The organism is Streptomyces cyanogenus, from assembly GCF_017526105.1.
Lineage (GTDB): Bacteria > Actinomycetota > Actinomycetes > Streptomycetales > Streptomycetaceae > Streptomyces > Streptomyces cyanogenus.
In genome coordinates this window covers 5003797-5025166 of the sequence record NZ_CP071839.1, presented here as the reverse complement: position 1 = coordinate 5025166, position 21370 = coordinate 5003797, and the positions used below count along the sequence as shown (strand labels likewise).

The 21370-nt window shown below is 71.0% G+C and carries 21 protein-coding genes; 14 read left to right on the top strand and 7 right to left on the bottom strand.

The window, feature by feature from the left end:
* Positions 1-459: a hypothetical protein gene (locus S1361_RS22595; protein WP_208036721.1), complete on the bottom strand. Its 459-nt coding sequence runs from the start codon at positions 457-459 to the stop codon at positions 1-3.
* A 149-nt stretch (positions 460-608) separates the two neighbouring features.
* On the opposite strand from S1361_RS22595, the gene S1361_RS22590 reads away from it, so the two are divergent.
* The 5 genes from S1361_RS22590 (at position 609) to S1361_RS22570 (ending at position 3715) form a co-directional block, all read left to right on the top strand.
* The gene (locus tag S1361_RS22590) at positions 609-947 is read left to right on the top strand and encodes a YnfA family protein (RefSeq protein WP_208033619.1); all 339 of its coding nucleotides are present in this window, start codon (positions 609-611) and stop codon (positions 945-947) included.
* Between the two features lie 63 nt (positions 948-1010).
* Positions 1011-1787, top strand: coding sequence for an SDR family NAD(P)-dependent oxidoreductase (locus S1361_RS22585; protein WP_208033618.1), 777 nt, complete (start codon positions 1011-1013; stop codon positions 1785-1787).
* Positions 1787-1945 carry a hypothetical protein gene (locus S1361_RS22580; protein ID WP_208033617.1) on the top strand — a complete coding sequence of 53 codons (159 nt, stop codon included), beginning with the start codon at positions 1787-1789 and terminating at the stop codon, positions 1943-1945. The genes S1361_RS22585 and S1361_RS22580 overlap by 1 nt, the downstream gene beginning before the upstream one ends.
* Positions 1946-2146: 201 nt before the next feature.
* On the top strand, positions 2147-2743 hold the full coding sequence (locus S1361_RS22575; protein WP_243769266.1) for a TetR/AcrR family transcriptional regulator: 597 nt from the start codon (positions 2147-2149) through the stop codon (positions 2741-2743).
* A gap of 174 nt (positions 2744-2917) precedes the next feature.
* Positions 2918-3715 (top strand): LAGLIDADG family homing endonuclease, encoded by a 798-nt coding sequence (locus S1361_RS22570; protein WP_208033616.1) that lies wholly within the window; start codon positions 2918-2920, stop codon positions 3713-3715.
* Between the two features lie 43 nt (positions 3716-3758).
* Here S1361_RS22570 and S1361_RS22565 read toward each other — a convergent pair whose 3' ends face one another.
* Positions 3759-4952 (bottom strand): RtcB family protein, encoded by a 1194-nt coding sequence (locus S1361_RS22565; protein WP_208033615.1) that lies wholly within the window; start codon positions 4950-4952, stop codon positions 3759-3761.
* Positions 4953-5166: 214 nt separating this feature from the next.
* Between S1361_RS22565 and S1361_RS22560 the strand changes: the two genes are divergently transcribed.
* The 3 genes from S1361_RS22560 to S1361_RS22550 all read left to right on the top strand — a co-directional run bounded on the left by S1361_RS22560 (position 5167) and on the right by S1361_RS22550 (position 8427).
* Positions 5167-6024: a DUF3558 domain-containing protein gene (locus S1361_RS22560; protein ID WP_208033614.1), complete on the top strand. Its 858-nt coding sequence runs from the start codon at positions 5167-5169 to the stop codon at positions 6022-6024.
* Positions 6025-6150: 126 nt separating this feature from the next.
* Complete coding sequence (locus tag S1361_RS22555) at positions 6151-7047, top strand: DUF3558 domain-containing protein (protein WP_243769265.1); 897 nt, start codon at positions 6151-6153, stop codon at positions 7045-7047.
* Between the two features lie 93 nt (positions 7048-7140).
* Positions 7141-8427, top strand: a complete 1287-nt coding sequence (locus tag S1361_RS22550) for a DUF2637 domain-containing protein (RefSeq protein WP_243769264.1) — start codon at positions 7141-7143, stop codon at positions 8425-8427.
* A gap of 51 nt (positions 8428-8478) precedes the next feature.
* On the opposite strand, the gene lysS is transcribed toward S1361_RS22550, so the two are convergent.
* A complete protein-coding gene (gene lysS, locus S1361_RS22545; RefSeq protein WP_208033612.1) occupies positions 8479-10215 on the bottom strand; it encodes a lysine--tRNA ligase in 1737 nt (578 codons plus the stop codon).
* Between the two features lie 128 nt (positions 10216-10343).
* Here lysS and argS point away from each other — a divergent pair, with 128 nt between their 5' ends.
* On the top strand, positions 10344-12107 hold the full coding sequence (argS, locus tag S1361_RS22540; protein ID WP_208033611.1) for an arginine--tRNA ligase: 1764 nt from the start codon (positions 10344-10346) through the stop codon (positions 12105-12107).
* A gap of 34 nt (positions 12108-12141) precedes the next feature.
* Here argS and S1361_RS22535 read toward each other — a convergent pair whose 3' ends face one another.
* Positions 12142-13110 (bottom strand): helix-turn-helix transcriptional regulator, encoded by a 969-nt coding sequence (locus S1361_RS22535; protein WP_208033610.1) that lies wholly within the window; start codon positions 13108-13110, stop codon positions 12142-12144.
* A 72-nt stretch (positions 13111-13182) separates the two neighbouring features.
* Between S1361_RS22535 and S1361_RS22530 the strand changes: the two genes are divergently transcribed.
* Positions 13183-13572, top strand: coding sequence for a VOC family protein (locus tag S1361_RS22530; RefSeq protein ID WP_208033609.1), 390 nt, complete (start codon positions 13183-13185; stop codon positions 13570-13572).
* 106 nt (positions 13573-13678) lie between these two features.
* On the top strand, positions 13679-14476 hold the full coding sequence (locus tag S1361_RS22525) for a DUF4253 domain-containing protein (RefSeq protein WP_208033608.1): 798 nt from the start codon (positions 13679-13681) through the stop codon (positions 14474-14476).
* Positions 14477-14486: 10 nt separating this feature from the next.
* On the opposite strand, the gene S1361_RS22520 is transcribed toward S1361_RS22525, so the two are convergent.
* Positions 14487-15875 (bottom strand): transcriptional regulator, encoded by a 1389-nt coding sequence (locus S1361_RS22520; RefSeq protein WP_208033607.1) that lies wholly within the window; start codon positions 15873-15875, stop codon positions 14487-14489.
* Between the two features lie 202 nt (positions 15876-16077).
* Here S1361_RS22520 and S1361_RS22515 point away from each other — a divergent pair, with 202 nt between their 5' ends.
* Positions 16078-16794: a DUF4232 domain-containing protein gene (locus S1361_RS22515; protein WP_208033606.1), complete on the top strand. Its 717-nt coding sequence runs from the start codon at positions 16078-16080 to the stop codon at positions 16792-16794.
* A 10-nt stretch (positions 16795-16804) separates the two neighbouring features.
* Here S1361_RS22515 and hemB read toward each other — a convergent pair whose 3' ends face one another.
* Positions 16805-17797 carry a porphobilinogen synthase gene (gene hemB, locus S1361_RS22510; protein ID WP_208033605.1) on the bottom strand — a complete coding sequence of 331 codons (993 nt, stop codon included), beginning with the start codon at positions 17795-17797 and terminating at the stop codon, positions 16805-16807.
* Positions 17798-18067: 270 nt separating this feature from the next.
* Here hemB and S1361_RS22505 point away from each other — a divergent pair, with 270 nt between their 5' ends.
* Positions 18068-19645 (top strand): MFS transporter, encoded by a 1578-nt coding sequence (locus tag S1361_RS22505; protein WP_208033604.1) that lies wholly within the window; start codon positions 18068-18070, stop codon positions 19643-19645.
* Positions 19646-19742: 97 nt separating this feature from the next.
* Here S1361_RS22505 and S1361_RS22500 read toward each other — a convergent pair whose 3' ends face one another.
* On the bottom strand, positions 19743-20963 hold the full coding sequence (locus tag S1361_RS22500; protein ID WP_208033603.1) for a cytochrome P450 family protein: 1221 nt from the start codon (positions 20961-20963) through the stop codon (positions 19743-19745).
* Between the two features lie 236 nt (positions 20964-21199).
* Here S1361_RS22500 and S1361_RS22495 point away from each other — a divergent pair, with 236 nt between their 5' ends.
* Positions 21200-21343: a hypothetical protein gene (locus tag S1361_RS22495; protein WP_208033602.1), complete on the top strand. Its 144-nt coding sequence runs from the start codon at positions 21200-21202 to the stop codon at positions 21341-21343.
* Positions 21344-21370: the final 27 nt, after the last annotated feature.

The window sequence follows — 21370 nt, the reverse complement described above, 5'->3', positions numbered from 1 at the left end:
TCAGAAGGCGTACTCGTCCCCGGTGTCCAGCACCAGCACCGCCATCCGGTCGTTCGACCGGTCCTGGTCCACCGCACCCGCGCTCCACGCGGTGTCGATCTCCAGCGTCACCTCCGGCGACCGCTCCCGCAGCCGCACCGGCACCCGCATCCGCTCCCCCACCGCGTCCACCGCCAGCGCCCCCGTCCCGCACACCACCGTCCGCTCGTCCTCCCGGGCACACCGGGCCGGCAGCTCCTGCTCGTCGGCCAGCTCCACCGACCAGCGCAGCCGGACCGTGGCGTCCGCGACGGCGGCCGGCCCGTTGTTCTGCGGAGTCAGCCGCACCTCCACCCGGTCCCCGTTCATCACCGCGGTCCCGTGGAAGGCCAGATCGGCCTCCGGAACCGGAGCGGCCACCGCGGTCCCCGGCACCAGGACGGCACCGGCACACACCCCGGACAACACCCACGCCCGCATCCGCACGCCCTCACCACTCCTCGCTCGCGCCGGCACCGCCGTACACCCGGCCGCCGCCCTGCGGCCGCCGTACGGATGTATGCCACGCAAACCGGCCGCCAGGCGCCCTCCAACAAGGTGACACCGCCGCCACGTGCGAGGCTGCGCCCATGCCGATCCTCCGCTCCGCCGCCCTCTTCGTCGTCGCCGCCCTGTTCGAGATCGGCGGCGCCTGGCTGGTCTGGCAAGGCGTACGCGAACACCGCGGCTGGCTGTGGGCAGTCGGCGGCGTCCTCTCCCTCGGCGCCTACGGCTTCGTCGCCACCTTCCAGCCCGACGCCCACTTCGGCCGCGTCCTCGCCGCCTACGGCGGGATCTTCGTGGCCGGCTCCCTCCTGTGGGGCGTGATCGCCGACGGCTACCGCCCCGACCGCTGGGACCTCACCGGAGCGCTGGTCTGCCTCGCCGGGATGGCCGTGATCATGTGGGCGCCACGGAACGGCGGCTGAGGCTCACTTACGCTGGACCCGACCACCCGAGCGCACCACCCCGACGCAGCCCCAGGAGCAGCCATGGCCACCGCCGCCCCGTCCGCCGCCTCCCGCATCGCCGTCGTCACCGGCGCGAGCAGCGGCATCGGCGCCGCCACGGCCCGGCAACTGGCCACGGCCGGCTACCGCGTCGTCCTCACCGCCCGCCGCAAGGACCGCATCGAAGCCCTCGCCGAGGAACTCACCAAGGCCGGCCACTCCGCCGTCGCCTACCAGCTGGACGTGACGGACCGCGCCGCCGTGGACGAGTTCGCCACCGCCTTCAAGACCATCGGCGTCCTCGTCAACAACGCGGGCGGCGCCCTCGGCGCGGACCCGGTGGCCACCGGCGACCCCGCCGACTGGCGCACGATGTACGAGACCAACGTCATCGGCACCCTCAACCTCACCCAGGCCCTGCTGCCCAAGCTCGTCGCCGGCGGCGACGGCGTGATCGTGGTCGTCTCCTCCACCGCCGGCCACGGCACCTACGAGGGCGGCGGCGGCTACGTGGCCGCCAAGCACGGCGCCCACGTCCTCGCCGAGACCCTGCGCCTGGAGATCGTCGGCCAGCCGGTCCGCGTCATCGAGATCGCCCCCGGCATGGTCAAGACCGACGAGTTCGCCCTCACCCGCTTCGGCGGGGACACGGAGAAGGCCGCCAAGGTCTACGAGGGCGTCGCCGAGCCCCTCACCGCCGACGACGTGGCCGAGACCATCACCTGGGCGGTGACCCGCCCCAGCCACGTCAACGTCGACCTCCTGGTCCTGCGCCCGCGCGCCCAGGCGTCCAACACCAAGATCCACCGGGAGCCGTGATGGACGAGAACTCCCCGACCGAGGACACCCCGGAGAAGCGGCGGCTGGCCCAGGAGACGAAGAACGAACGCCAGGTCTGGTACTTCCTGGCCTACTTCCTCTTCGGCATCCACTTCGTCGCGTTCATCATGATCTACGCCGTACGGCACGCGAAGTAGCCCGCCGGACGGGCCCGGGGTCCTTCGCACGGATCACACCGGACCGGCCCGGCATGATCCACACGGCAGGCGCTGGACGAACGCCGGCAGGTTCCGCGCGACCCACGCGGCGACAACGATCACGCCCCCTCCTTCTGAGTCAGTCGACTGACTTAAAAGGAGCCGGCATGCGGCCACCCTCGCTTGTCTATAGTCAGTCAGGTGACAAACTCAGTGGATCGGCGAGCACGGGCGTCACAGAAGCGCCGACGGCTCGCGGCGGCGGCGGCCCGCGTCCTGCACCAGCAGGGCGTCGAGCGCACCACCCTCGCCGACATCGCCCGCGAGGCCGACGTCCCGGTGGGCAACGTCTACTACTACTTCAAGACCAAGGACGAACTGGTCCAGGCGGCACTGGCGGAACACCAGGCCCACCTCGACGAACTCACCGACGCCCTGGACCGGTTGCCGACCCCCCGCGACCGCCTCAGGGCCCTCGTCGAAGCCTGGGTCGCCCAGCGCGACACCGCCGCCCGCCACGGCTGCCCCACCGGCACGCTCGCCGTCGAACTCGACAAACGCGCCGACGGCACCCTGGACGCGGAGGCCGGCGCGGTCATCCGCCGCCTGCTGGACTGGACAGCCACCCAGTTCCGCCAGTGGGGCCTGCCCGACCCGGACGACCACGCCCTCACCCTGGTCTGCGCCTACCAGGGCATGTCACTCCTGACCAACGCCCTCCGCGACCCGGCCATCATGACCCGCGAGGGCGAACGCCTGCTGCGCTGGCTGGACTCGCTGGCACCAGAGGGCGAGTAACCCACAAGGGCGAACCTCATCGATCACCCGATCACCGCACGAACATCCGCCCTAGGCTCGCGCCACACGATCAACTCGACGGCCCTCGCCCGGGATGCCGCCCGGCCGAGGGCCTGACCAGCATGGAAGTGGAGGCTTCCTGTGGCTGAATGCGAGCCTAATGCCCACCGGTTCATGGACCTCACGGTCCCCGAGTACGCGTACATGTTCGGGTTCTTACAGGCGGATGGGCACTTGTACCGAGGAACGGGACAGAAAGGCCGCCTTACGGTCGAACTCAAGGCCAGGGACATTGACCTGCTGTATAGGTTCAAGCACCTGACGCCGTACAACAGCAGCGTCACCGAGCGGACACGGTCCACGAACTATGCCGACAACTACCATTCGGCAACCTGGACGCTGAGTTCTCTGGAAGCCAGGACCAAGCTCAATGAACTGGGCCTACCCTACGGCCGAAAGTCCAAGACGATCGCTCCCCCGAGGAGCAGCTTCGCAGAGCGCGACTATCTTCGCGGACTTATCGATGCTGACGGATCAGTCGGCTACACGGGCCAGGGCTGGCCCCTTCTCTCTCTGACCACGTCAAGCGCAGCCATCGGCACCTACCTGTGCTCCTACGCCCGAGAGACCACCGGCACGGAACGCACGATCAAACGGAACGCACGCGATGGGGTCTTCAACATCTCGTACGAGAAGGAGGTGGCTCAGACACTGACAGCCTTGTTGTACTACCCCGGCTGCATGTCGCTCGGACGCAAACAAGTCAAGGCAGACGCGATCGCCTCATGGCGGCGACCGCTTGACATGCGTGCCGCACACTCGCGGCGCAGCTGGACAGCCCGGGAAGACCTCACATTGCTTGAGGCTCCAGACATCACGGCCGTCGCCGACGAACTCGGCCGCACCGAGCGGAGCTGCCGTCTGCGCCTGTGGAGGCTGCGCAACGGCCGATTGCTGACGCCCGGCCAGTGATCGGATGAGCCAGACCCCCGGGGTCAGCCGGGGGTCTCTCACGTCAGCCCTTGACGCAGACGACCTGCTTGAGCTTCGCCACGACCTGGACCAGGTCCCGCTGCTGGTCGATGACCTGGTCGATCGACTTGTAGGCGCCCGGGATCTCGTCCACGACGCCGGAGTCCTTGCGGCACTCCACGCCCCGGGTCTGGTCCTCCAGGTCCTGGGTGGAGAAACGCCGCTTGGCCGCGTTCCGGCTCATCCGCCGGCCCGCGCCGTGCGAGGCCGAGTTGAAGGCCAGCTCGTTGCCGAGGCCCTTCACGATGTACGACCCCGTACCCATCGAGCCGGGGATGATCCCGTAGTCGCCGGAGCCGGCCCGGATCGCTCCCTTGCGGGTGACGAGCAGGTCCATGCCCTCGTACCGCTCCTCCGCCACGTAGTTGTGGTGGCAGGAGATCTCCGTCTCGAAGGTCGGCTTCGCCTTCTTGAACTCCTTGCGGATCACGTCCTTCAGGAGCGCCATCATGAGCGTGCGGTTGTACTTGGCGTACTCCTGCGCCCAGAACAGGTCGTTGCGGTAGGCCGCCATCTGCGGGGTGTCCGACACGAAGACGGCGAGGTCACGGTCGACCAAGCCCTGGTTGTGCGGAAGCTTCTGGGCCACGCCGATGTGGTGCTCGGCGAGTTCCTTGCCGATGTTCCGGGATCCGGAGTGGAGCATCAACCACACCGAACCGGACACATCAATGCAAATTTCAATAAAATGATTGCCCCCGCCAAGCGTTCCCATTTGCGAGACGGCCCGCTCCCGCCGGAACTGCACGGCATCGGCAATCCCGTCGAACCGGTCCCAGAAGTCGCCCCATCCCGCGGTCGCCAGCCCATGGAACCGCCCCGGCTCGACAGGATCCTCATGCGCGCCCCGCCCCACCGGTATCGCCTGCTCGATCTTCGACCGCAGCCGCGACAGGTCACCGGGGAGATCGTTCGCCGTCAGGGACGTCCGTACCGCCGACATCCCGCAGCCGATGTCCACGCCCACCGCCGCCGGGCACACCGCGCCCTGCATCGCGATGACCGAGCCGACCGTGGCGCCCTTTCCGTAGTGCACGTCCGGCATCACGGCCAGGCCCTTGATCCAGGGAAGGGTGGCCACGTTCTGGAGCTGGCGCAGGGCCACGTCCTCGACCGTCGCCGGGTCGGTCCACATCCGGATCGGGACCTTGGCGCCCGGCATCTCCACGTACGACATATGTTCCTCGTTCCCCGAAATCAACGACAAAGGGCTCAAATACAGCAAAACGCAAAAGCGGCGCCAAGGTCGACGAAAAGGGACAAGGGACCGGCGTCCACGGCAGTGCGTGCGATACACATTGTCTCCAGGGGGCGCCCCGCTGCGGCAAGCGAATAACCAGCGGGGACACTGGAGCACCGAGCGAGCACACACCGTCGAGAGGAGCCCGACCGTGCTGCGGAAGGCGTACGTATCCGGCACCGCCGCCCTCCTCGCGGCGCTGCTGGCCGGCTGCACGAGCGGCTCCGGGGACGACGGCGCGACGGACAACGCCAATCCGGGCGACGCCGGAACGGCGACGGTGGCCGCCCAGCCGGGCAAGTACCGCACGCTCCCCGAGCCCTGCGGCGCGGTCGGCCACGACACGCTGGACACCCTGCTGCCGGGCATCCGGCAGATCACCGACCCGGACCAGCGGGACAAGGCGTACCAGGGCGAGGCCGCGCTCACCTACGACACGGATCGCAAGGTCGGCTGCCGGTGGAAGGTGGAGTCCGCCGACGCCACGGACCGGCTGTCGGTGGACTTCGAGCGTGTGGTGTCGTACGACAACACCGTCAGCGACGACGACCAGGCGCAGAAGCTGTTCCAGGAGAAGGAGACGGCCGCCGATCTGCCGGCGCCGAGCACTTCGTCGGCGCCGCCGCAGTCCCCGACGCCCACCTCCTCGGCGTCCGCGTCCCCGGCCTCCTCCTCGGCCCCGTCCGCGTCCTCGCAGGGTTCCGAGAGCGGCGGCGCCTCCTCGTCCGCGTCCCCGGGCGCCTCCTCCTCCGGTGCGACGCCCACCGATCTGCAGCCCCGTACGCTCTCCGATCTCGGTGACGAGGCGTATGTGGACGACCAGCTGAACACGTCCGGTTCGACGGCCGAACAGCGGACGGTGACTGTGGTGTTCCGCACGTCCAACGTCATCGTCACCCTCCAGTACGAGGAGCAGCCGATGGCCTTGGGAACGGTCCCGGACAGCAAGGAAATGCAGGACAGGGCCCTGGATCTGGCCTCTCGGCTGGATGACACGCTGGGCGGCTGAGGGTCCCGCCGGTCTCGTCCGGCCCGGTCCGCAAAGCGCGGGAAGGCAAGCCCCCCGGCTCGGTCACCGCGTACCGTGGCCTCGCAGGAACCCGCACGAACACCGAGCGTCATGAGTGAAGGAACCATGCAGCGAGCAGACCAGCGAGACGACCGTGCCCAGCCCAGCCAGCGAGCCAAGCGCCTTCGCCGCGCTCTTGTCTGCGCGGCAGCCGTTCCCGCGGTTCTGATCACGGCGGCCTGTTCCTCGGATTCGGGTGACTCCAAGGCCAAGTCCGGTGCCGAGAGCACGCAGTCGGCGGGTGGCGGCAGTACGCAGCCGTCGGCGAGTGCGTCGCCGACCGTGCAGGCCGCCGCGTACCAGAAGCTTCCCGACGCGTGTGGGGCGCTGGGGAAGAAGACCCTGGAGGATCTGGTCCCGAAGGGTGTGAAGTCGGCGAAGAAGGGCACTTCGGACGATCCGTCGACGCGTGCGTCCTGCTCGTGGAGCAGCCTGGACAACAACGGCGTGAAGGGGTCGCAGTTCCGCTGGCTGACGGTGTCCCTGCTGCGTTTCGACTCGGATGCCACGCGCGGTTCCGGTGCGGACCAGGCGCACACGTACTTCACGCGGCAGTCCAAGGACGTCCAGTCGGTGGACGGCGCCAAGAACACCAAGGTCGTGCCGTTGTCGGGCACGGGTGCGGAGGCGACGGCGGTGCGGTACGACCTGAAGAAGAAGGAAGGCCTCTTCAAGCAGCAGACGGTCGTCGCCCGGGTGGAGAACGTCGTCGTGACGGTCGACTACAACGGTGCCGGTCTCGCGGGTGAGAAGACTCCGGACGCGGATGACCTGACGAAGGCGGCGGAGAAGGCGCTCAAGGAGGTCGTGGCGTCGGTGTCGTCGGCCAACGGTGCGGGTGGTGCGGCGAGTTCGCCGTCCGGGTCGTCGGAGCCGTCGAAGCCGGCGTCGCCTTCGAAGTCGCCGTCCAAGTCGTCCTCCTCCAGCGCATCTCCGTCCAAGTCGGCCGCGCGGGAGAGCTGACCGGAAGGCCGTAGCGGCTGACCGGCATCACGTTCGCCGCACACGTGTGCCACTCTGTTGCGCGCAACAACACGCAATGGGAGGGGAGTACGAGTGGCCGCGCCACTGCAGCTGACTCGGATGCACCGCGTTCTCATCGGCGTGGTCGTGACCGGCGCCTTGATCATCGCCGGCATCGGCTTCGCCGGTTCGTACGCGGCCGTCCGGGAACTGGCCATCAAGAAGGGCTTCGGGAACTTCTCCTATGTGTTCCCGGTGGGTATCGACGCAGGTATCTGTGTTCTCCTCGCCCTTGATCTGTTGCTGACCTGGATCCGGATCCCCTTCCCGCTGCTCCGCCAGACGGCGTGGTTGCTGACGGCGGCGACGATCGCGTTCAACGGTGCGGCCGCCTGGCCGGATCCGCTGGGTGTGGGCATGCACGCGGTGATCCCGGTGCTGTTCGTCGTCGCGGTCGAGGCGGCGCGGCATGCGATCGGCCGTATCGCCGACATCACGGCGGACAAGCACATGGAGGGTGTCCGGCTCACCCGCTGGCTGCTCTCCCCGGTGCCCACGTTCCTGCTGTGGCGCCGTATGAAGCTGTGGGAGCTGCGTTCCTACGACCAGGTGATCAAGCTGGAGCAGGAACGTCTCGTCTACCAGGCGCGGCTGCGCAGCCGCTTCGGCCGGGCGTGGCGCAGGAAGGCTCCGGTGGAGTCCCTGATGCCGCTGAGGCTGGCGCGCTACGGCGTACCGCTGGCGGAGACGGCTCCGGCGGGCCTGGCGGCGGCGGGCATCGAGCCGGTGCTGCTCCCTCCGGTTCCGCAGCAGCCGCGGTTGGCGGCGGGCGCCGCGGTCGCGGGCGTTCCCGCCGCGGCGGCGGGCCGTGCCGGGGCCGGCGCGGCGGTCCCGAGGCAGGCGCCACCGGCCGGCGGGCAGCGTCCGGAGGGTCCCGCGGTGGACGAGGAGAGCCCCTGGTTCCAGGCCCCGCGGGAGATCGAGTACCACGGCGGCTACGACCCGACGTACGACCCGATGATGCAGGAGCCGCAGTACGCCCCCGAAGAGGAGTACGGGGAGTGGTACGAGGAGCAGCCGCCGGAGCAGTTCCAGCAGCCCTCTCCCGAGGAGACCGGCAGTTTCCCCATCCCGGTGAGCGCGACGCGGACCCGCGAGCTGGGCGAGGGCGGCGGCACGCCCGAGCCGGAGCCGACGGAGGAGGACTACTACCAGGTCTTCCGCAAGTCGATCGACGGCAGCTATCCCACCGGCCCGCAGCTCCGGGAGGACGTGGAGGCGACCTACGGCGTGTCGCTCCCCCGGGGCGAGGCCGAACGCCTGGCCAAGGTCTTCGCCGAGCGGCACTACCAGGAGATGCAGGACGAGCACATCGCATGACGGCATGAGAAAGGGGCCCTCCGCCGAAGAGGGCCCCTTTTCCGTTGCCGCTTACTCGCCGAGCAGGCGCCGTACCCGCTCCTGCCCGACCGCGAGCAGCAGGGTGGGCAGCCGGGGGCCGGTGTCCCGGCCGACGAGCAGGTGGTACAGCAGGGCGAAGAACGTCCGCTGGGCCGTCTTGATCTCGGGCGGGAGTTCCTTCGGCGTGGCGTCGGCGGCGAAGCCGGCCTGGACCTTGGGGACGCCGTAGACGAGGTGGGTGAGTCCGTCGAGCGACCAGTGGTCGGCGAGTCCGTCGAGGAGCAGTCGCAGGGACTGCTGGGAGGCCTCGTCGAGGGACTTGAGCAGGTCGACGTCGGGCTCGTCGCGCACGATGGTCCGCTGGTCGGCGGGGACGTGCGTGTTGATCCAGGCCTCGGCCCTGTCGTACCGGGGCCGTACCTCGTCCAGGGAGGCCAGCGGCTGCTCCGGGTCGAGCTCGGAGAGGATCCGCAGGGCCTGGTCCTCGTGTCCGGCGGTGATGTCGGCGACGGACGCGAGCGTGCGGTACGGCAGCGGGCGCGGCGTCTTCGGCAGCTCACCGGCGGCGGTGCCGACGGCGCGGGTGTAGGCGGCCACGTCGCCGGGCAGCGCGGAGCCGTCGGCGACCTTGGCGGCGAGCTTGTCCCACTCGTCGTAGAGCCGCTGGATCTCCTGGTCGAAGGCGATCTTGAAGGACTGGTTGGGCTTGCGGCGGGCGTAGAGCCAGCGCAGCAGCTGGGGCTCCATGATCTTCAGCGCGTCGGCCGGGGTCGGGACCCCGCCCCGCGAGGACGACATCTTGGCCATGCCGGAGATGCCGACGAACGCGTACATGGGGCCGATGGGCTGCTGCCCGCCGAAGATGCCGACGATCTGGCCGCCGACCTGGAAGCTGGACCCGGGGGAGGAGTGGTCGACGCCGCTCGGCTCGAAGATCACGCCCTCGTACGCCCAGCGCATCGGCCAGTCGACCTTCCAGACCAGCTTGCCGCGGTTGAACTCGCTCAGCCGGACGGTCTCGGCGAAGCCGCACGCGGTGCAGGTGTACGCCAGCTCGGTGCTGTCGTCGTCGTAGGAGGTGACGGTGGTCAGGTCCTTGCCGCAGTCGCCGCAGTACGGCTTGTACGGGAAGTACCCGGCGGAGCCGGAGCTGCCGTCGTCCTCGGACGCGGCGCCGGAGCCCTCCTCGGCCTCCAGCTCGGCCGCGTCGACCGGCTTCTGCTGCTTCTTCGGGGCCTTCTTCGTGCGGTACTGCGCCAGGATGGCGTCGATGTCGTTCCGGTGCCTCATGGCGTGCAGGATCTGCTCGCGGTAGGCGCCGGAGGTGTACTGCTGGGTCTGGCTGATCCCGTCGAACTCGACGCCGAGCTGGGCCAGCGACTCGATCATCGCGGCCTTGAAGTGCTCGGCCCAGTTCGGGTGGGGCGATCCCTTCGGGGCCGGGACGGAGGTCAGCGGCTTGCCGATGTGCTCCGCCCAGGACTCGTCGATGCCGGCGACGCCGGCCGGGACCTTGCGGTACCGGTCGTAGTCGTCCCAGGAGATCAGGTGCCGGACCTGGTGGCCACGGCGGCGGACCTCGTCGGCGACGAGGTGCGGGGTCATGACCTCGCGGAGGTTGCCGAGGTGGATCGGCCCGGAGGGGGAGAGTCCGGACGCGACGACGACCGGTTTGCCCGGGGCCCGGCGCTCCGACTCCTCGATGACCTCATCCGCGAAACGGGAGACCCAGTCGGTGGTCTCGGTGCTCTGAGCCACGATCGGCACGTCCTTCTTTCTGAACGGGGTGACACCCCATTCTCACAGACGGACTCGCGGCCGGGAAAACGGCTTTACCCCCCATGGGATACTGGGTGGGTCTATCCATCCCCACGAGGAGAACGGCACCCCTTCCTATGGCCTCGGTCACGTCCCTCAGCGACAACGTCCAGCAGCACCTCGCGTCCGCCCTCTCGGCCACCCTGCCGGAGGCCGCCGGCGCGGACCCGCTGCTGCGACGAAGCGACCGGGCCGACTTCCAGGCCAACGGCATCCTGGCCCTGGCGAAGAAGGCGAAGGCGAACCCGCGGGAGCTGGCGACCCAGGTCGTCTCCCGGGTGGTGACGGGTGACGTGATCCAGGACGTCGAGGTCTCCGGGCCCGGCTTCCTCAACATCACGATCGCGGACAAGGCGATCACCGGGAACCTGGCCGCGCGGTACGCGGACGAGACGGGCCGGCTGGGCGTGCCGTACGCCGAGCACCCGGGTACGACGGTGATCGACTACGCGCAGCCGAACGTGGCGAAGGAGATGCACGTCGGCCACCTGCGGTCCGCGGTGATCGGTGACTCGGTGGTGCAGCTGCTGGAGTTCACCGGCGAGAACGTGGTCCGGCGTCACCACATCGGCGACTGGGGCACCCAGTTCGGCATGCTCATCCAGTACCTGGACGAGCACCCGCACGAACTGGACCACAAGGCCGCCGAGGTGACGGGTGAGGAGGCGATGTCGAACCTCGACCGCCTCTACAAGGCCGCGCGGAAGAAGTTCGACTCCGACGAGGAGTTCAAGACGCGGGCCCGCCGCCGGGTGGTCGACCTCCAGGCCGGGGACGAGCACACGCTCGCCATGTGGCAGAAGTTCGTGGACGAGTCGAAGATCTACTTCTTCTCCGTCTTCGAGAAGCTGGACATGGAGATCCGGGACGCGGACATCGTCGGCGAGTCGGGTTACAACGACATGCTGGCCGAGACCTGCCGCCTGCTGGAGGAGTCGGGTGTCGCGGTCCGCTCCGAGGGCGCCCTGTGCGTGTTCTTCGACGACATCAAGGGCCCGGACGGCAACCCGGTCCCGCTGATCGTGCAGAAGTCGGACGGCGGTTACGGCTACGCGGCCACCGACCTGTCCGCGATCCGCGACCGCGTCTTCAACCTCAAGGCGAACACCCTGCTGTACGTGGTGGACGCGCGGCAGGCCCTGCACTTCCGGATGGTCTTCGAGACCGCCCGCCGGGCCGGCTGGCTGAACGACGACGTGACCGCGGTGCAGCTGGCCTTCGGCACGGTCCTCGGCAAGGACGGCAAGCCGTTCAAGACCCGTGAGGGCGAGACGGTCCGCCTGGTCGACCTGCTGGACGAGGCGATCGACCGCGCGTCGGCCGTGGTCCGGGAGAAGGCGCAGGACCTGTCCGAGGAGGAGATCGCCGAGCGGGGCGCCCAGGTGGGCATCGGCGCGGTGAAGTACGCGGACCTGTCGACGTCGGCGAACCGGGACTACAAGTTCGACCTGGACCAGATGGTCTCGCTGAACGGCGACACGTCCGTCTACCTCCAGTACGCCTACGCCCGTATCCGGTCCATCCTCCGCAAGGCCGGCGAGGTCTCCCCGGCGGCCCACCCGGAGCTGGCCCTGGCCGACGCCGAGCGCGCCCTCGGCCTGCACCTGGACTCCTTCGCGGAGACGGTCCGGGAGGCGGCGGCGGAGTACGCCCCGCACAAGCTGGCGGCGTACCTGTACCAGCTGGCGTCCCTGTACACGTCGTTCTACGACAAGTGCCCGGTGCTGCGCGCCGAGACCCCGGCGCAGGTGGAGAACCGCCTCTTCCTGTGCGACGTCACGGCCCGCACCCTGCACCAGGGGATGGCCCTGCTGGGCATCCGCACGCCCGAGAAGCTCTGACCGAGCGCGCCCGCACGACGCCGACGGCCCGCCCTCACTCCGGGGGCGGGCCGTCGGCCGTCTGCGCGGCCAGGAGTTCCCGCACGCGGCGCACGTAGGCCTCCCGTACCGCCTCCGGGCCGAGGACGCACAACGGAGTGGCGAGGCCCAGCAGGTAGCGGGCGAGTCCGTCCGGGTCGGGGCCGCCGATGTCCACGATCGTGGCGCCGGGCCCGTCGGCGCGGTGGGTGCCGACGGTGGCGGGTACGACGCGCAGCGCGTCCGCCATGGGCAGCGGGAGCCGAACGGTGGCGGCCAGCGGGTAGGGGCCGACGGCGGTGTTGCGCGAGACGAGCCGGGCGGGATCCGGGGGATCACCGATCTCCACCGGGTGCCCGGTGGGCTGGAGCCGCTCGACGCGGTCGGCCCGGAACGTCCGCCACCCGTGTGCCGTGTCCCGGGCGACGAAGTACCAGCGCCGTCCGGCGTGGACGAGCCGGTACGGATCGACGTCCCGGACCGTGTGCCGGCCCTGCCCGTCGCGGTACGACAGCCGGGCGCGCTCGCCCCGCCGGCAGGCGGCGGCCAGCTCCAGCAGCATGCCGGGCCGCAGCTGCGGCCCTTCGGACCCGGGCAGCCGTACCAGGGCGTCGTCCCACTCCCCGAGCCGCTCGGCGATCCGGGGCGGCAGCACCTGGCGCAGCTTGAGCAGCGCCGACAGCGCGGCCTGGTCCCCGCCGAGGGCTCCGCCGAGCGCGGCCCCGCGCAGCCCCACGGCCACGGCGAGCGCCTCCTCGTCGTCCAGGATCAGGGGCGGGACGCGTGCACCGGCCCTCAGCCGGTAACCACCCCAGGGTCCGGCCTCGGAGTCGACGGTGTAGCCGAGTTCCCGCAGCCTGGCGATGTCCCGCCGCACGGTGCGGTCGGTGACGGCCATCCGGCCGGCCAGTTCGGCGCAGGTCCAGGAGGGCCGGGCGGCGAGCAGCGAGAGCAGGCGCAGCAGGCGGGCGGAGGCGCTGAGCACGGCGGAAGTTTTTCACACGGGCCGGCACGACCAGGACCGTACCTGTCCGGGTTGCGTCCTACGGTCGTCCTCATGAGCACAGACACCGCTTCCGCACCCGTCTTCCGCTACGCCGCCGTCACCTTCGACTGCGCCGATCCGGTCGAACTGTCCCGTTTCTACGGCGAGATGTTCGGCCTGTCCGTCGCCTACACCTCCGACGAGTTCGTGTTCCTGGGCGGCAAGGACGGCGCGCCGGGCCTGGGCTTCAACCGCCTGGCCGACTACCGCCGCCCCACCTGGCCGGATCCGGCCCAGGAGAAGCAGGCCCACATCGAGGTGGGCGTGGACGACCTGGACGAGTCCGAGGCCCACCTGCTCGCCCTGGGCGCGACCAAGCCGGAGCACCAGCCGCAGCCGGACCGGTGGCGGGTGCTGCTGGACCCGGCGGGGCATCCGTTCTGCATCACGACGCTGGTCTGAGACCGGGCCGGACACTGCGCACGGGACGCCCCCTCCGGCACGGTCGCGCCTCCACCGGCCAAGCGGGTCAAGGGCGTTGTCAGTGGCCGGCCCTACAGTCATCGGTATGGCGACTCTTCCCAACCCGCTGCCCAGGCTGGCCACCGATCCCAGTGGACGTTCCCTGGGGCTGCAACTGCCGCCCGGCAGGCTGGTGGACGAAACGGACGACGGCTCCTGGCACGAGCCCTTGCTGTGGCTGGCGGACAAGCCCGCCGCGCCGGGCACCTGGAAGGTGCTCGGCGCCCCGGCCAGACGTGCGGGGCTGTTGCCGGTGCTCGTCGACGTGGGCGGGGCCATGGCCGGGCCCGAGCAGTGGGAGCTGAGTCCGGGGCTCATGTCGTACCCCGGGGACCACGACGCCGAGGAGGTCCTCGCGGAGTACTGGCAGGAGGTCGCGGAGGACGAGGCGGGTGTGCAGCCCTTCGGGAGCAGTTGGCCGGGGCTGGCCGGCGCCTGTTCCCTCGCCGCCGATCCGGACACCCGGGCCGCCCAGGTGGCGGACGGGCTGACGGACGGTGCGCGGCCTCGGCTGAAGGAGCCGCGTCTCGCGCTGGTCCCGGCCCGCAGGTCCGCCGACATACCGGCGGTGATCGGGTGGCCGGGGCCGCTGAACTACGACAGCGACGTGGCCCGGCTGAGTGCGGTGCTGCGCTCCTGGGAGGACCGCTTCGGCATACGGGTCACGGCGCTCGGCTACGACACACTGGCCCTGTCGGTCGCGGCTCCGCCGACCAGCACGGCTCAGGCCGAGGCGGTGGCGGTGGAGCACTTCGCGTTCTGCCCGACGGACGGCACCACCACGTTGCGGGCGTACGCCGAGGAGCTGGTCGGCGCCACGAGTTGGTCCTTCTGGTGGGACTGAGCCGGAAGGGTCAGTGCTGCTCCGACGCCGGTTGCCACTTCTCGCCGCCGAGGGGGAAGGCGTACGCCGGACGGCCGTTGTTGCCGCTGGTGCGGAACGGCCGGCCGGCGTCGTCGATCAGCAGTGTGCCGTGCCGGTCCCCGCTGGACCAGGACAACTCCAGGTACCAGCTGACGTCGTACGCGGACGCGTCGGCCGTGACGTAGAAGACCTCCGGGTCCGACCGGCTCACCTTGAACGGGAAGTCCCGGCTCCCCGCCTCCGGTACGGGGGCGGGGCGCATCGCGTCCAGGGCGACGGTGAAGGAGTGGGTCGGCACACCGCCGCCGCAGCCGACGTCGGGATAGCCCATGGCGTAGTCGTTCCAGGCGAGCGGTGACCGCTTGCCCGCCATGCGCACGGACAGCTTCTCCAGGACGACGGTCTGCTCACCGGTGCCCTGCACGGTGAAGGTGACGAACTGCTCCCCCGCCGAGACCGCCTTGTGCACGTCCACCCAGGCGGGTGCGTCCTGTTCCAGCGGCGGCGGGGCGACGGCGGTGGGCGGCCGGTCGATCAGGTAGTGCTGGTCGCAGGGGCTCTCCCAGCTGAAGGGGTGCGTGGTGACCGTGAGGGGCGGGGCGGTCGTCGCCCGCTGGGGCGGGGCGGCACCCGAGCCGTCCGCCGGGGTGCCGCTGCGGGCGGCGGAGGCCTTGGGTGAGGGCGAGGCCGGGCGGGCGGCGGACCGGTGCGGCGCCGGGCTCGCGGCCGTCGGCGCCGGCGACGCGCTGTCCCGGGCGGCGGCCTCCCAGGTGGCCGTGGTGCCCTTGCCGTCCCGGGCGTCCCGCTTTCCGTCGCCGGGGTGCCCGGTGGGCAGGTTCAGCGCGACCGCAGCGGTGCCGAGCAGCGCGGTGACGGTCAGGGCGGCGAGGAGGACGGCGGGGCGGCGACTCCGGCGCCGGGGCGCGGCCGGCACCGGCTCCGACGCCGGCTCGGGTCCGGCTGCGGCCACCGGGGCCGGCACCGGCTCGGGTTCCGCCGCGGCCACCGGCTCGGACTCGGCCACGGGCACCAGCTCGGCCCGGGCCTCGGGCTCGGACTCGGGCGCGGCCACCGGCTCGGGTTCCGCCGCGGCCACCGGTTCGGGTTCGGTCACCGTCACCGGCGACGGCTCCTTCCGCCCGCGCCACGCGTCCGCCAGCACCCACCGCCGGTGCAGCTCCACGAGTTCCCCGGGCGTGGCCCTGCACAGCCGGGCGAACCGCTCCACCGGTGCGTAGTCCGCCGGTACGGCGTCCCCGTTGCAGTACCGGTGGAGCGTCGACGTACTCATGTGCAGCCGCTTGGCGAGCGTGCCGTAGCTGTGCCCGGAGCGGTTCTTCAACTCCCGCAGCAGCTCCGCGAAGCCGCTTTCGGGCATGCCTTCCGACACCGTTTCTCCGTTCCCCCTCGTCCCACCCCGGCGTTCCAGGGAGGGACTGTTCCCGCAGGTCAAAGCCGGTGTGAGCGTTCCAGCGTCCCGGATCCGCGGCCGCTGCTGGCCGCCGGGACGGCCCCGCCCACAGGCTGTGGTCATCCAAGCACGCCAACCGGCCCAGCCCGAAAGAGGACTTGCCATGCGAATGCGCCATATCCGTCTGCTCGCCGCCACCGGCACCGCCGTCACCGCCCTCGCGCTCACGGCGTGCGGCACCGCGGGCGGCACCAGGGACGAGGGCGCCTCCCGGCCGACGACCCCGGCGGCGTCGGCGGAGAAGGCCGCGTCGGGGAAGGCCGCGGCGGAGACGTCCCAGGCCGCCACCGGCGGCCGTACGGGGAACGGCAGGCCCGTGGCCCGCACCCACGCACCCGACGCGCGGCCGAGCGCCTCCCCCACCGCGCGCGGCACCCGCACCGGCACCGCCGGCGGCTCCGTGGTGCTGTGCAACGGCGCGAACACAACCGTCACCGCGCAGCCGCTCGCCCGGCCCCTCAACCACCTGCTGATCACCGTGAAGAACACCGGCGGCAAGACGTGCGAGCTGCCGTACTACCCCGTGCTCCGCTTCGACCAGATGCAGTGGGTGCCGCAGGCGGACCGGGACACCCAGCCGCAGGCCGTGGTCTCCCTGGCGCCCGGCGAGTCGGGGTACGCGGGCGTGCTGCTGTCGTCCGCCGACGGCAGCGGCACCGGCGGGATGACGGCCCGCAAGCTGACGGTGGGCTTCCAGGGCCTCACCCCGAACAGCAGCGGCGGCCCGTCCGCGACCCCGTCCCTGCCGGCCAAGGGCGTCTACTACGACAGCTCGCTGAAGGTGACCTACTGGCAGCAGGACCTGGACGCCATCGCCGGCTGGTGACGGCTCGCGGCTAGCGCAGCTTCTGGGCCGCCTCGGTGGCCCAGTAGGTGAGGATGTTCCGGGCCCCGGCCCGCTTGATACCGGTGAGGGTCTCGAAGATCGCCTGGTCCCGGTCGATCCAGCCCTTCTCGGCGGCGGCCTCTACCATCGCGTACTCGCCGGAGATCTGGTAGGCGGCGACGGGCACGTCCACGGCGTCCGCGACCCGGGCGAGGATGTCGAGGTAGGGGCCGGCCGGCTTGACCATGACCATGTCGGCGCCCTCGGCCAGGTCCAGCTCCAGCTCCCGCAGGGACTCGCGCCAGTTGGCGGGGTCCTGCTGGTACGTCTTGCGGTCGCCCTGGAGGGAGGAGGCGACGGCCTCGCGGAAGGGGCCGAAGAAGGCGGAGGAGTACTTGACGGTGTAGGCGAGGATCGCGACGTCCTCGCGGCCGATCTGGTCGAGCGCGTCGCGGATGACGCCGATCTGGCCGTCCATCATGCCGCTCGGCCCGACGACGTGGGCGCCGGCGTCGGCCTGCACCTGCGCCATCTCGGCGTACCGCTCCAGGGTGGCGTCGTTGTCGACACGGCCCTCGGCGTCCAGGACCCCGCAGTGCCCGTGGTCGGTGAACTCGTCCAGGCACAGGTCGGACATGACGAGCAGGTCGTCGCCGACCTCGGCGCGGACGTCCCGCAGGGCGAGCTGGAGGATCCCGTCCGGGTCGGTGCCGGCCGTGCCCCGGGCGTCCTTCTTCCCGTCCTCCGGCACGCCGAACAGCATGATCCCGGAGACCCCGGCCTGAACGGCCTCCAGCGCGGCCTTCTTCAGGCTGTCCCGGGTGTGCTGCACGACCCCGGGCATCGCCCCGATCGGCACCGGCTCACTGACGCCTTCCCGGACGAACGCCGGGAGGATGAAGTCGGCGGGGTTCAGCCGGGTCTCGGCGACCATGCGGCGCATGACGGGCGAGGTCCGCAGCCGCCTCGGACGCGTACCGGGAAAGGATCCGTACTTCGTCATGCCCTCTACGCTACGCCCGCCCGGCCTGCTCCTTTGCCGACGCCCTGTCGACGCGGGCCCTCCCCTCCCGCGCACCGTCCCCCTCTTCGCGCTCCCCTCTTTCGCACCCCTCCCCACTCTTCGCGCTCCGCGCATCCCGGGGCGCCCCTTGCCGTCCGTGCGCCCCGCGTGCGCCTTCCCCGTCCCGCCTTACGGTGTTAGAGTCTCTCTAACGGTGTTAGACAGCCGGCTGTGCGGCAGCCGGAGAACGCGACGACAGGACGGTGCACGATGACGGCGGACACACCCGCCCCGACCGGTCCCAGCCCCTACCGCACGCTGCCGGCACTGTGCGTCCCGCTGGCGCTGACGATGCTCCAGTCCACGGTGCTCAGCACGGCGTTACCGGACATCCAGGACGACCTGAGCGGCGGCATCCAGGACATCCAGTGGGTCATCAGCGGCTATTCGCTGGCGTTCGCCGCGCTGATGCTGACGGGCGGCGCGTGCGGCGACCGCTTCGGACGCAAGCGGACCTTCCTCACCGGCCTCGCGGTGTTCCTCGCGGGCTCGGTCTTCTCCGCGCTCGCCGGGTCCGTGTGGGTGCTCGTGGCCGGGCAGGCCGTGCTCGGGGTGGGCGCGGCCCTGCTGATGCCCAACACGCTGTCGATCATCAGGCACGTCTTCACCGACAGCGGCGAGCGTGGCACCGCGATCGGCATCTGGGCCGCCGTCGCCGGCGCGGCCGTCGCCTTCGGGCCGGTGGCGGGCGGACCACTGGTGGAGAACTTCGGCTGGGCGGGCATCTTCTGGATGTACGTCCCCGTCGCCGTGATCGGCCTGCTGCTGGGCATGTGGACGGTGCCGGAGTCGGCCAGTCCCGAGCGGCGCCTGGACCTGGCCGGTCTGGTGCTGTCCGTGGCGGCCGTGGCGGCGCTGGTGTACGCCACGATCGAGGGCGGTTCACGCGGCTGGAGCGACCGGCTGGTGATCGGTGCGTTCGTCGCGGGCGGAGTGCTCCTGGTGGCGTTCGTGGTCACCGAGAAGCTGGTGCGCGAACCGATGCTCGACCTGTCGTTCTTCCGCGATCCCGTCTTCACCGGCGCGGTGCTGGCCGGATTCGTTCTCTACTTCGGCCTGTTCGCCATCACCTACTTCCTGATGCTCTGGCTCCAGACGGTCCTCGGCTGGTCCGCCGTGGGCGCCGGCCTCGCCATCCTGCCGGGCATGCTGCTGGCCATGGTCGCGGCGCCGCCCGCGGGCTGGATGACCGGGCGGATGGGCGGCGCCGTGCCGCTGACGCTGGGCATCCTGTGCTCGGCGCTGACGATGTTCGGGGCCTCGCTGTACGGCGTCGGTGCGCACTACTCGTCGTACTGGTGGGTCGTCCTGCTGGTGGGCCTCGGTATCGGGCTGACCCTCACGCCGATCTCCACGCTGGTGATGATGCGGGTCCCGGCGAACCGCTCCGGCATGGCGTCCGGCGCGAGCAACGCGACCCGGCAGCTGGGCAGCGTCTTCGGGGTGGCCGTCCTCGGCACGCTGCTGACGACCCGGATGACGGACGGCGTCCGCGACCGCCTCACCGACGCCCACGTCCCGGCGGAGGTGCGCGACGAGGTCGTACGTGCGGTGGCGGCCGGCGGTGCGCAGAGCGCCGGCGGCGGCGGGGACCGGCGGATCGGCGCCCTGGTGAACGCGGCGTTCGTGGACGGCCTGCACCTGGCGGAGCGGGTGGGCGCGGCCCTGCTGCTGGTCACGGCGGTGGTGGTGTTCCTGCTGGTGCGCGGGCGTGACCGGGACGACGTCGACACCGATCCCGCGGCCGCCCCGGCGCGCGAGAAGAGCCCCGCCGACCGCACCTCATGAGACTGCCGGGCGGATCTCGTCTGGAATCCCCCGTCAGCGGGATCCGTCCGGCGCCCGGCTTCGCAAGGCCCTGTTCATGCACCGCGCGTCCCGTCCCTCACCCCACCCGGACGGGCAGCTCGCAGACCCCGCGCATCATCAGGTTGTCCCGCCAGCGCAGTCGCTCCGGCGGTACGGCCAGACGCAGCTCCGGGAAGCGCTGGAACAGCCGGCCGACGGCGACCTGGCCCTCCATACGGCCGACGGCCGCGCCCATGCAGTGGTGGATGCCGTGGCTGAAGGCGAGGTGCTGCTGGACGGCTGTCCGCCCGGTGTCGAAGCGGTCGGGGTCGGGGAAGCGACGGGGGTCGCGGCCGGCCGCGCCGAGCAGGACGAGGACCGGCTCGCCCGCCCGCAGGCGCACCCCGGCCAGATCGACGTCCCGGACCGGGAAGCGCCAGGTGGGCACCTTGACCGGCCCGTCGATGCGCAGCACCTCCTCGATCAGCGACTCGATCCGCTCCGGCTCGCGGGCGAGTGCGGCCCGCTCGTCGGGGTGGGCGAGCAGCCGCAGGGTGGCGTTGGCGATCAGGTAGGCGCTGGACTCATGGCCGGCGAAGAACAGCTGGTAGACGAGGGAGATCAGCTCGTAGTCGTCCAGCCGCTCCTCGTCGTGGGCGGCGACCAGCGCGCTGACCAGGTCGTCGGCGGGTTCGGCCCGGCGGGCGGCGACCAGCGGGACGAGGTATCCGGCCATCTCGTCGGAGACCCGGTCGAAGGAGGCGTCGTCCTGCAGCTCGGAGCGGACCAGCAGGCTTCCCCAGCGCTGGAAGGCGGCCCGGTCCTCGGGCGGGATGCCGATGAGTTCGCAGATCACCCGCACGGCCAGGGGCAGGGCGTAGTCGCCCAGGACGTCGAACTCCCGACGTCCGGTCAGTGCGTCCAGCAGCTCCGTGGCGAAGGTGCCGACCGGCCCCCGCAGCTGCTGCATCCGGCGGGCGGTCAGGGCCCGGGACATCAGCCGGCGCATCCGGGTGTGGTCGGGCGGGTCCACGCTCAGCAGGTGCCGGCCGAGCAGCGCCGTCTTCTCCTCGGCGCGGCCGGCCGCGATCGCCTCGCGCACGCCGGGCCGGGTGCGGGCCGGGTCCACGCTGAACACCGGGTCGGACAGGACGGTGCGCGCCTCCTCGTAGCCGCTGATCAGCCACGGGGACAGGCCCGGCCGTAACCGGATCCGGGTGACGGGGGCCGTGCTGCGCAGCCGCTCGTAGGCCGGGCCCGGGTCGGCCATGAATGCCGGGTCGAGCAGGTCGACCGGGGCGTTGTCTTCGACGGTCATGGAGCCTTGCTAACAGCGGGAACCCGGTCCCGCAATACCCCTGAAATAATCTGGCTGGATCCCTGCGCAAAACGGAATCCAGTCTCTTGCTTTTTGCCTTTACTTGACGACTGTTTACCCTTGTGAGCTTTCCTCGAATGGTGTTAGGTTGCGTCCTCGTGAGCCTCGGAGAATGGGCCCGCCGAGCTCACCGGAATGCATTCCTCACTATCCCGATCCAGCGAAAGGAGGCTGCCGTGAAGCTGCAGTCCGAGAAGGTCACCGAACACCGCAACAGCACCCCGCAGGCCGCGCTCGAGCCCTTCGGGGCCGGTCGCGACGAGGCCGTTCTGGTGCCCGGCGCCTGTTCCTGCTGCTGCGGCGCCGTCGTCCGCAAGTAAGTGAGCCCGGCCGGCCCGCCGAGCTTC

Excerpts from the sequence above, each read along its gene's own strand:
- hemB (WP_208033605.1), bottom strand. The coding sequence starts at position 17,797 with ATGACGAAGTACGGATCCTTTCCCGGTACGCGTCCGAGGCGGCTGCGG.
- S1361_RS22505 (WP_208033604.1), top strand. The coding sequence starts at position 18,068 with ATGACGGCGGACACACCCGCCCCGACCGGTCCCAGCCCCTACCGCACG.
- S1361_RS22500 (WP_208033603.1), bottom strand. The coding sequence starts at position 20,963 with ATGACCGTCGAAGACAACGCCCCGGTCGACCTGCTCGACCCGGCATTC.
- S1361_RS22565 (WP_208033615.1), bottom strand. The coding sequence starts at position 4,952 with ATGTCGTACGTGGAGATGCCGGGCGCCAAGGTCCCGATCCGGATGTGG.
- S1361_RS22595 (WP_208036721.1), bottom strand. The coding sequence starts at position 459 with ATGCGGGCGTGGGTGTTGTCCGGGGTGTGTGCCGGTGCCGTCCTGGTG.
- argS (WP_208033611.1), top strand. The coding sequence starts at position 10,344 with ATGGCCTCGGTCACGTCCCTCAGCGACAACGTCCAGCAGCACCTCGCG.
- S1361_RS22515 (WP_208033606.1), top strand. The coding sequence starts at position 16,078 with ATGCGCCATATCCGTCTGCTCGCCGCCACCGGCACCGCCGTCACCGCC.
- S1361_RS22555 (WP_243769265.1), top strand. The coding sequence starts at position 6,151 with ATGCAGCGAGCAGACCAGCGAGACGACCGTGCCCAGCCCAGCCAGCGA.
- S1361_RS22520 (WP_208033607.1), bottom strand. The coding sequence starts at position 15,875 with ATGCCCGAAAGCGGCTTCGCGGAGCTGCTGCGGGAGTTGAAGAACCGC.
- S1361_RS22590 (WP_208033619.1), top strand. The coding sequence starts at position 609 with ATGCCGATCCTCCGCTCCGCCGCCCTCTTCGTCGTCGCCGCCCTGTTC.
- S1361_RS22525 (WP_208033608.1), top strand. The coding sequence starts at position 13,679 with ATGGCGACTCTTCCCAACCCGCTGCCCAGGCTGGCCACCGATCCCAGT.
- S1361_RS22585 (WP_208033618.1), top strand. The coding sequence starts at position 1,011 with ATGGCCACCGCCGCCCCGTCCGCCGCCTCCCGCATCGCCGTCGTCACC.
- S1361_RS22580 (WP_208033617.1), top strand. The coding sequence starts at position 1,787 with ATGGACGAGAACTCCCCGACCGAGGACACCCCGGAGAAGCGGCGGCTG.
- S1361_RS22530 (WP_208033609.1), top strand. The coding sequence starts at position 13,183 with ATGAGCACAGACACCGCTTCCGCACCCGTCTTCCGCTACGCCGCCGTC.
- S1361_RS22570 (WP_208033616.1), top strand. The coding sequence starts at position 2,918 with ATGGACCTCACGGTCCCCGAGTACGCGTACATGTTCGGGTTCTTACAG.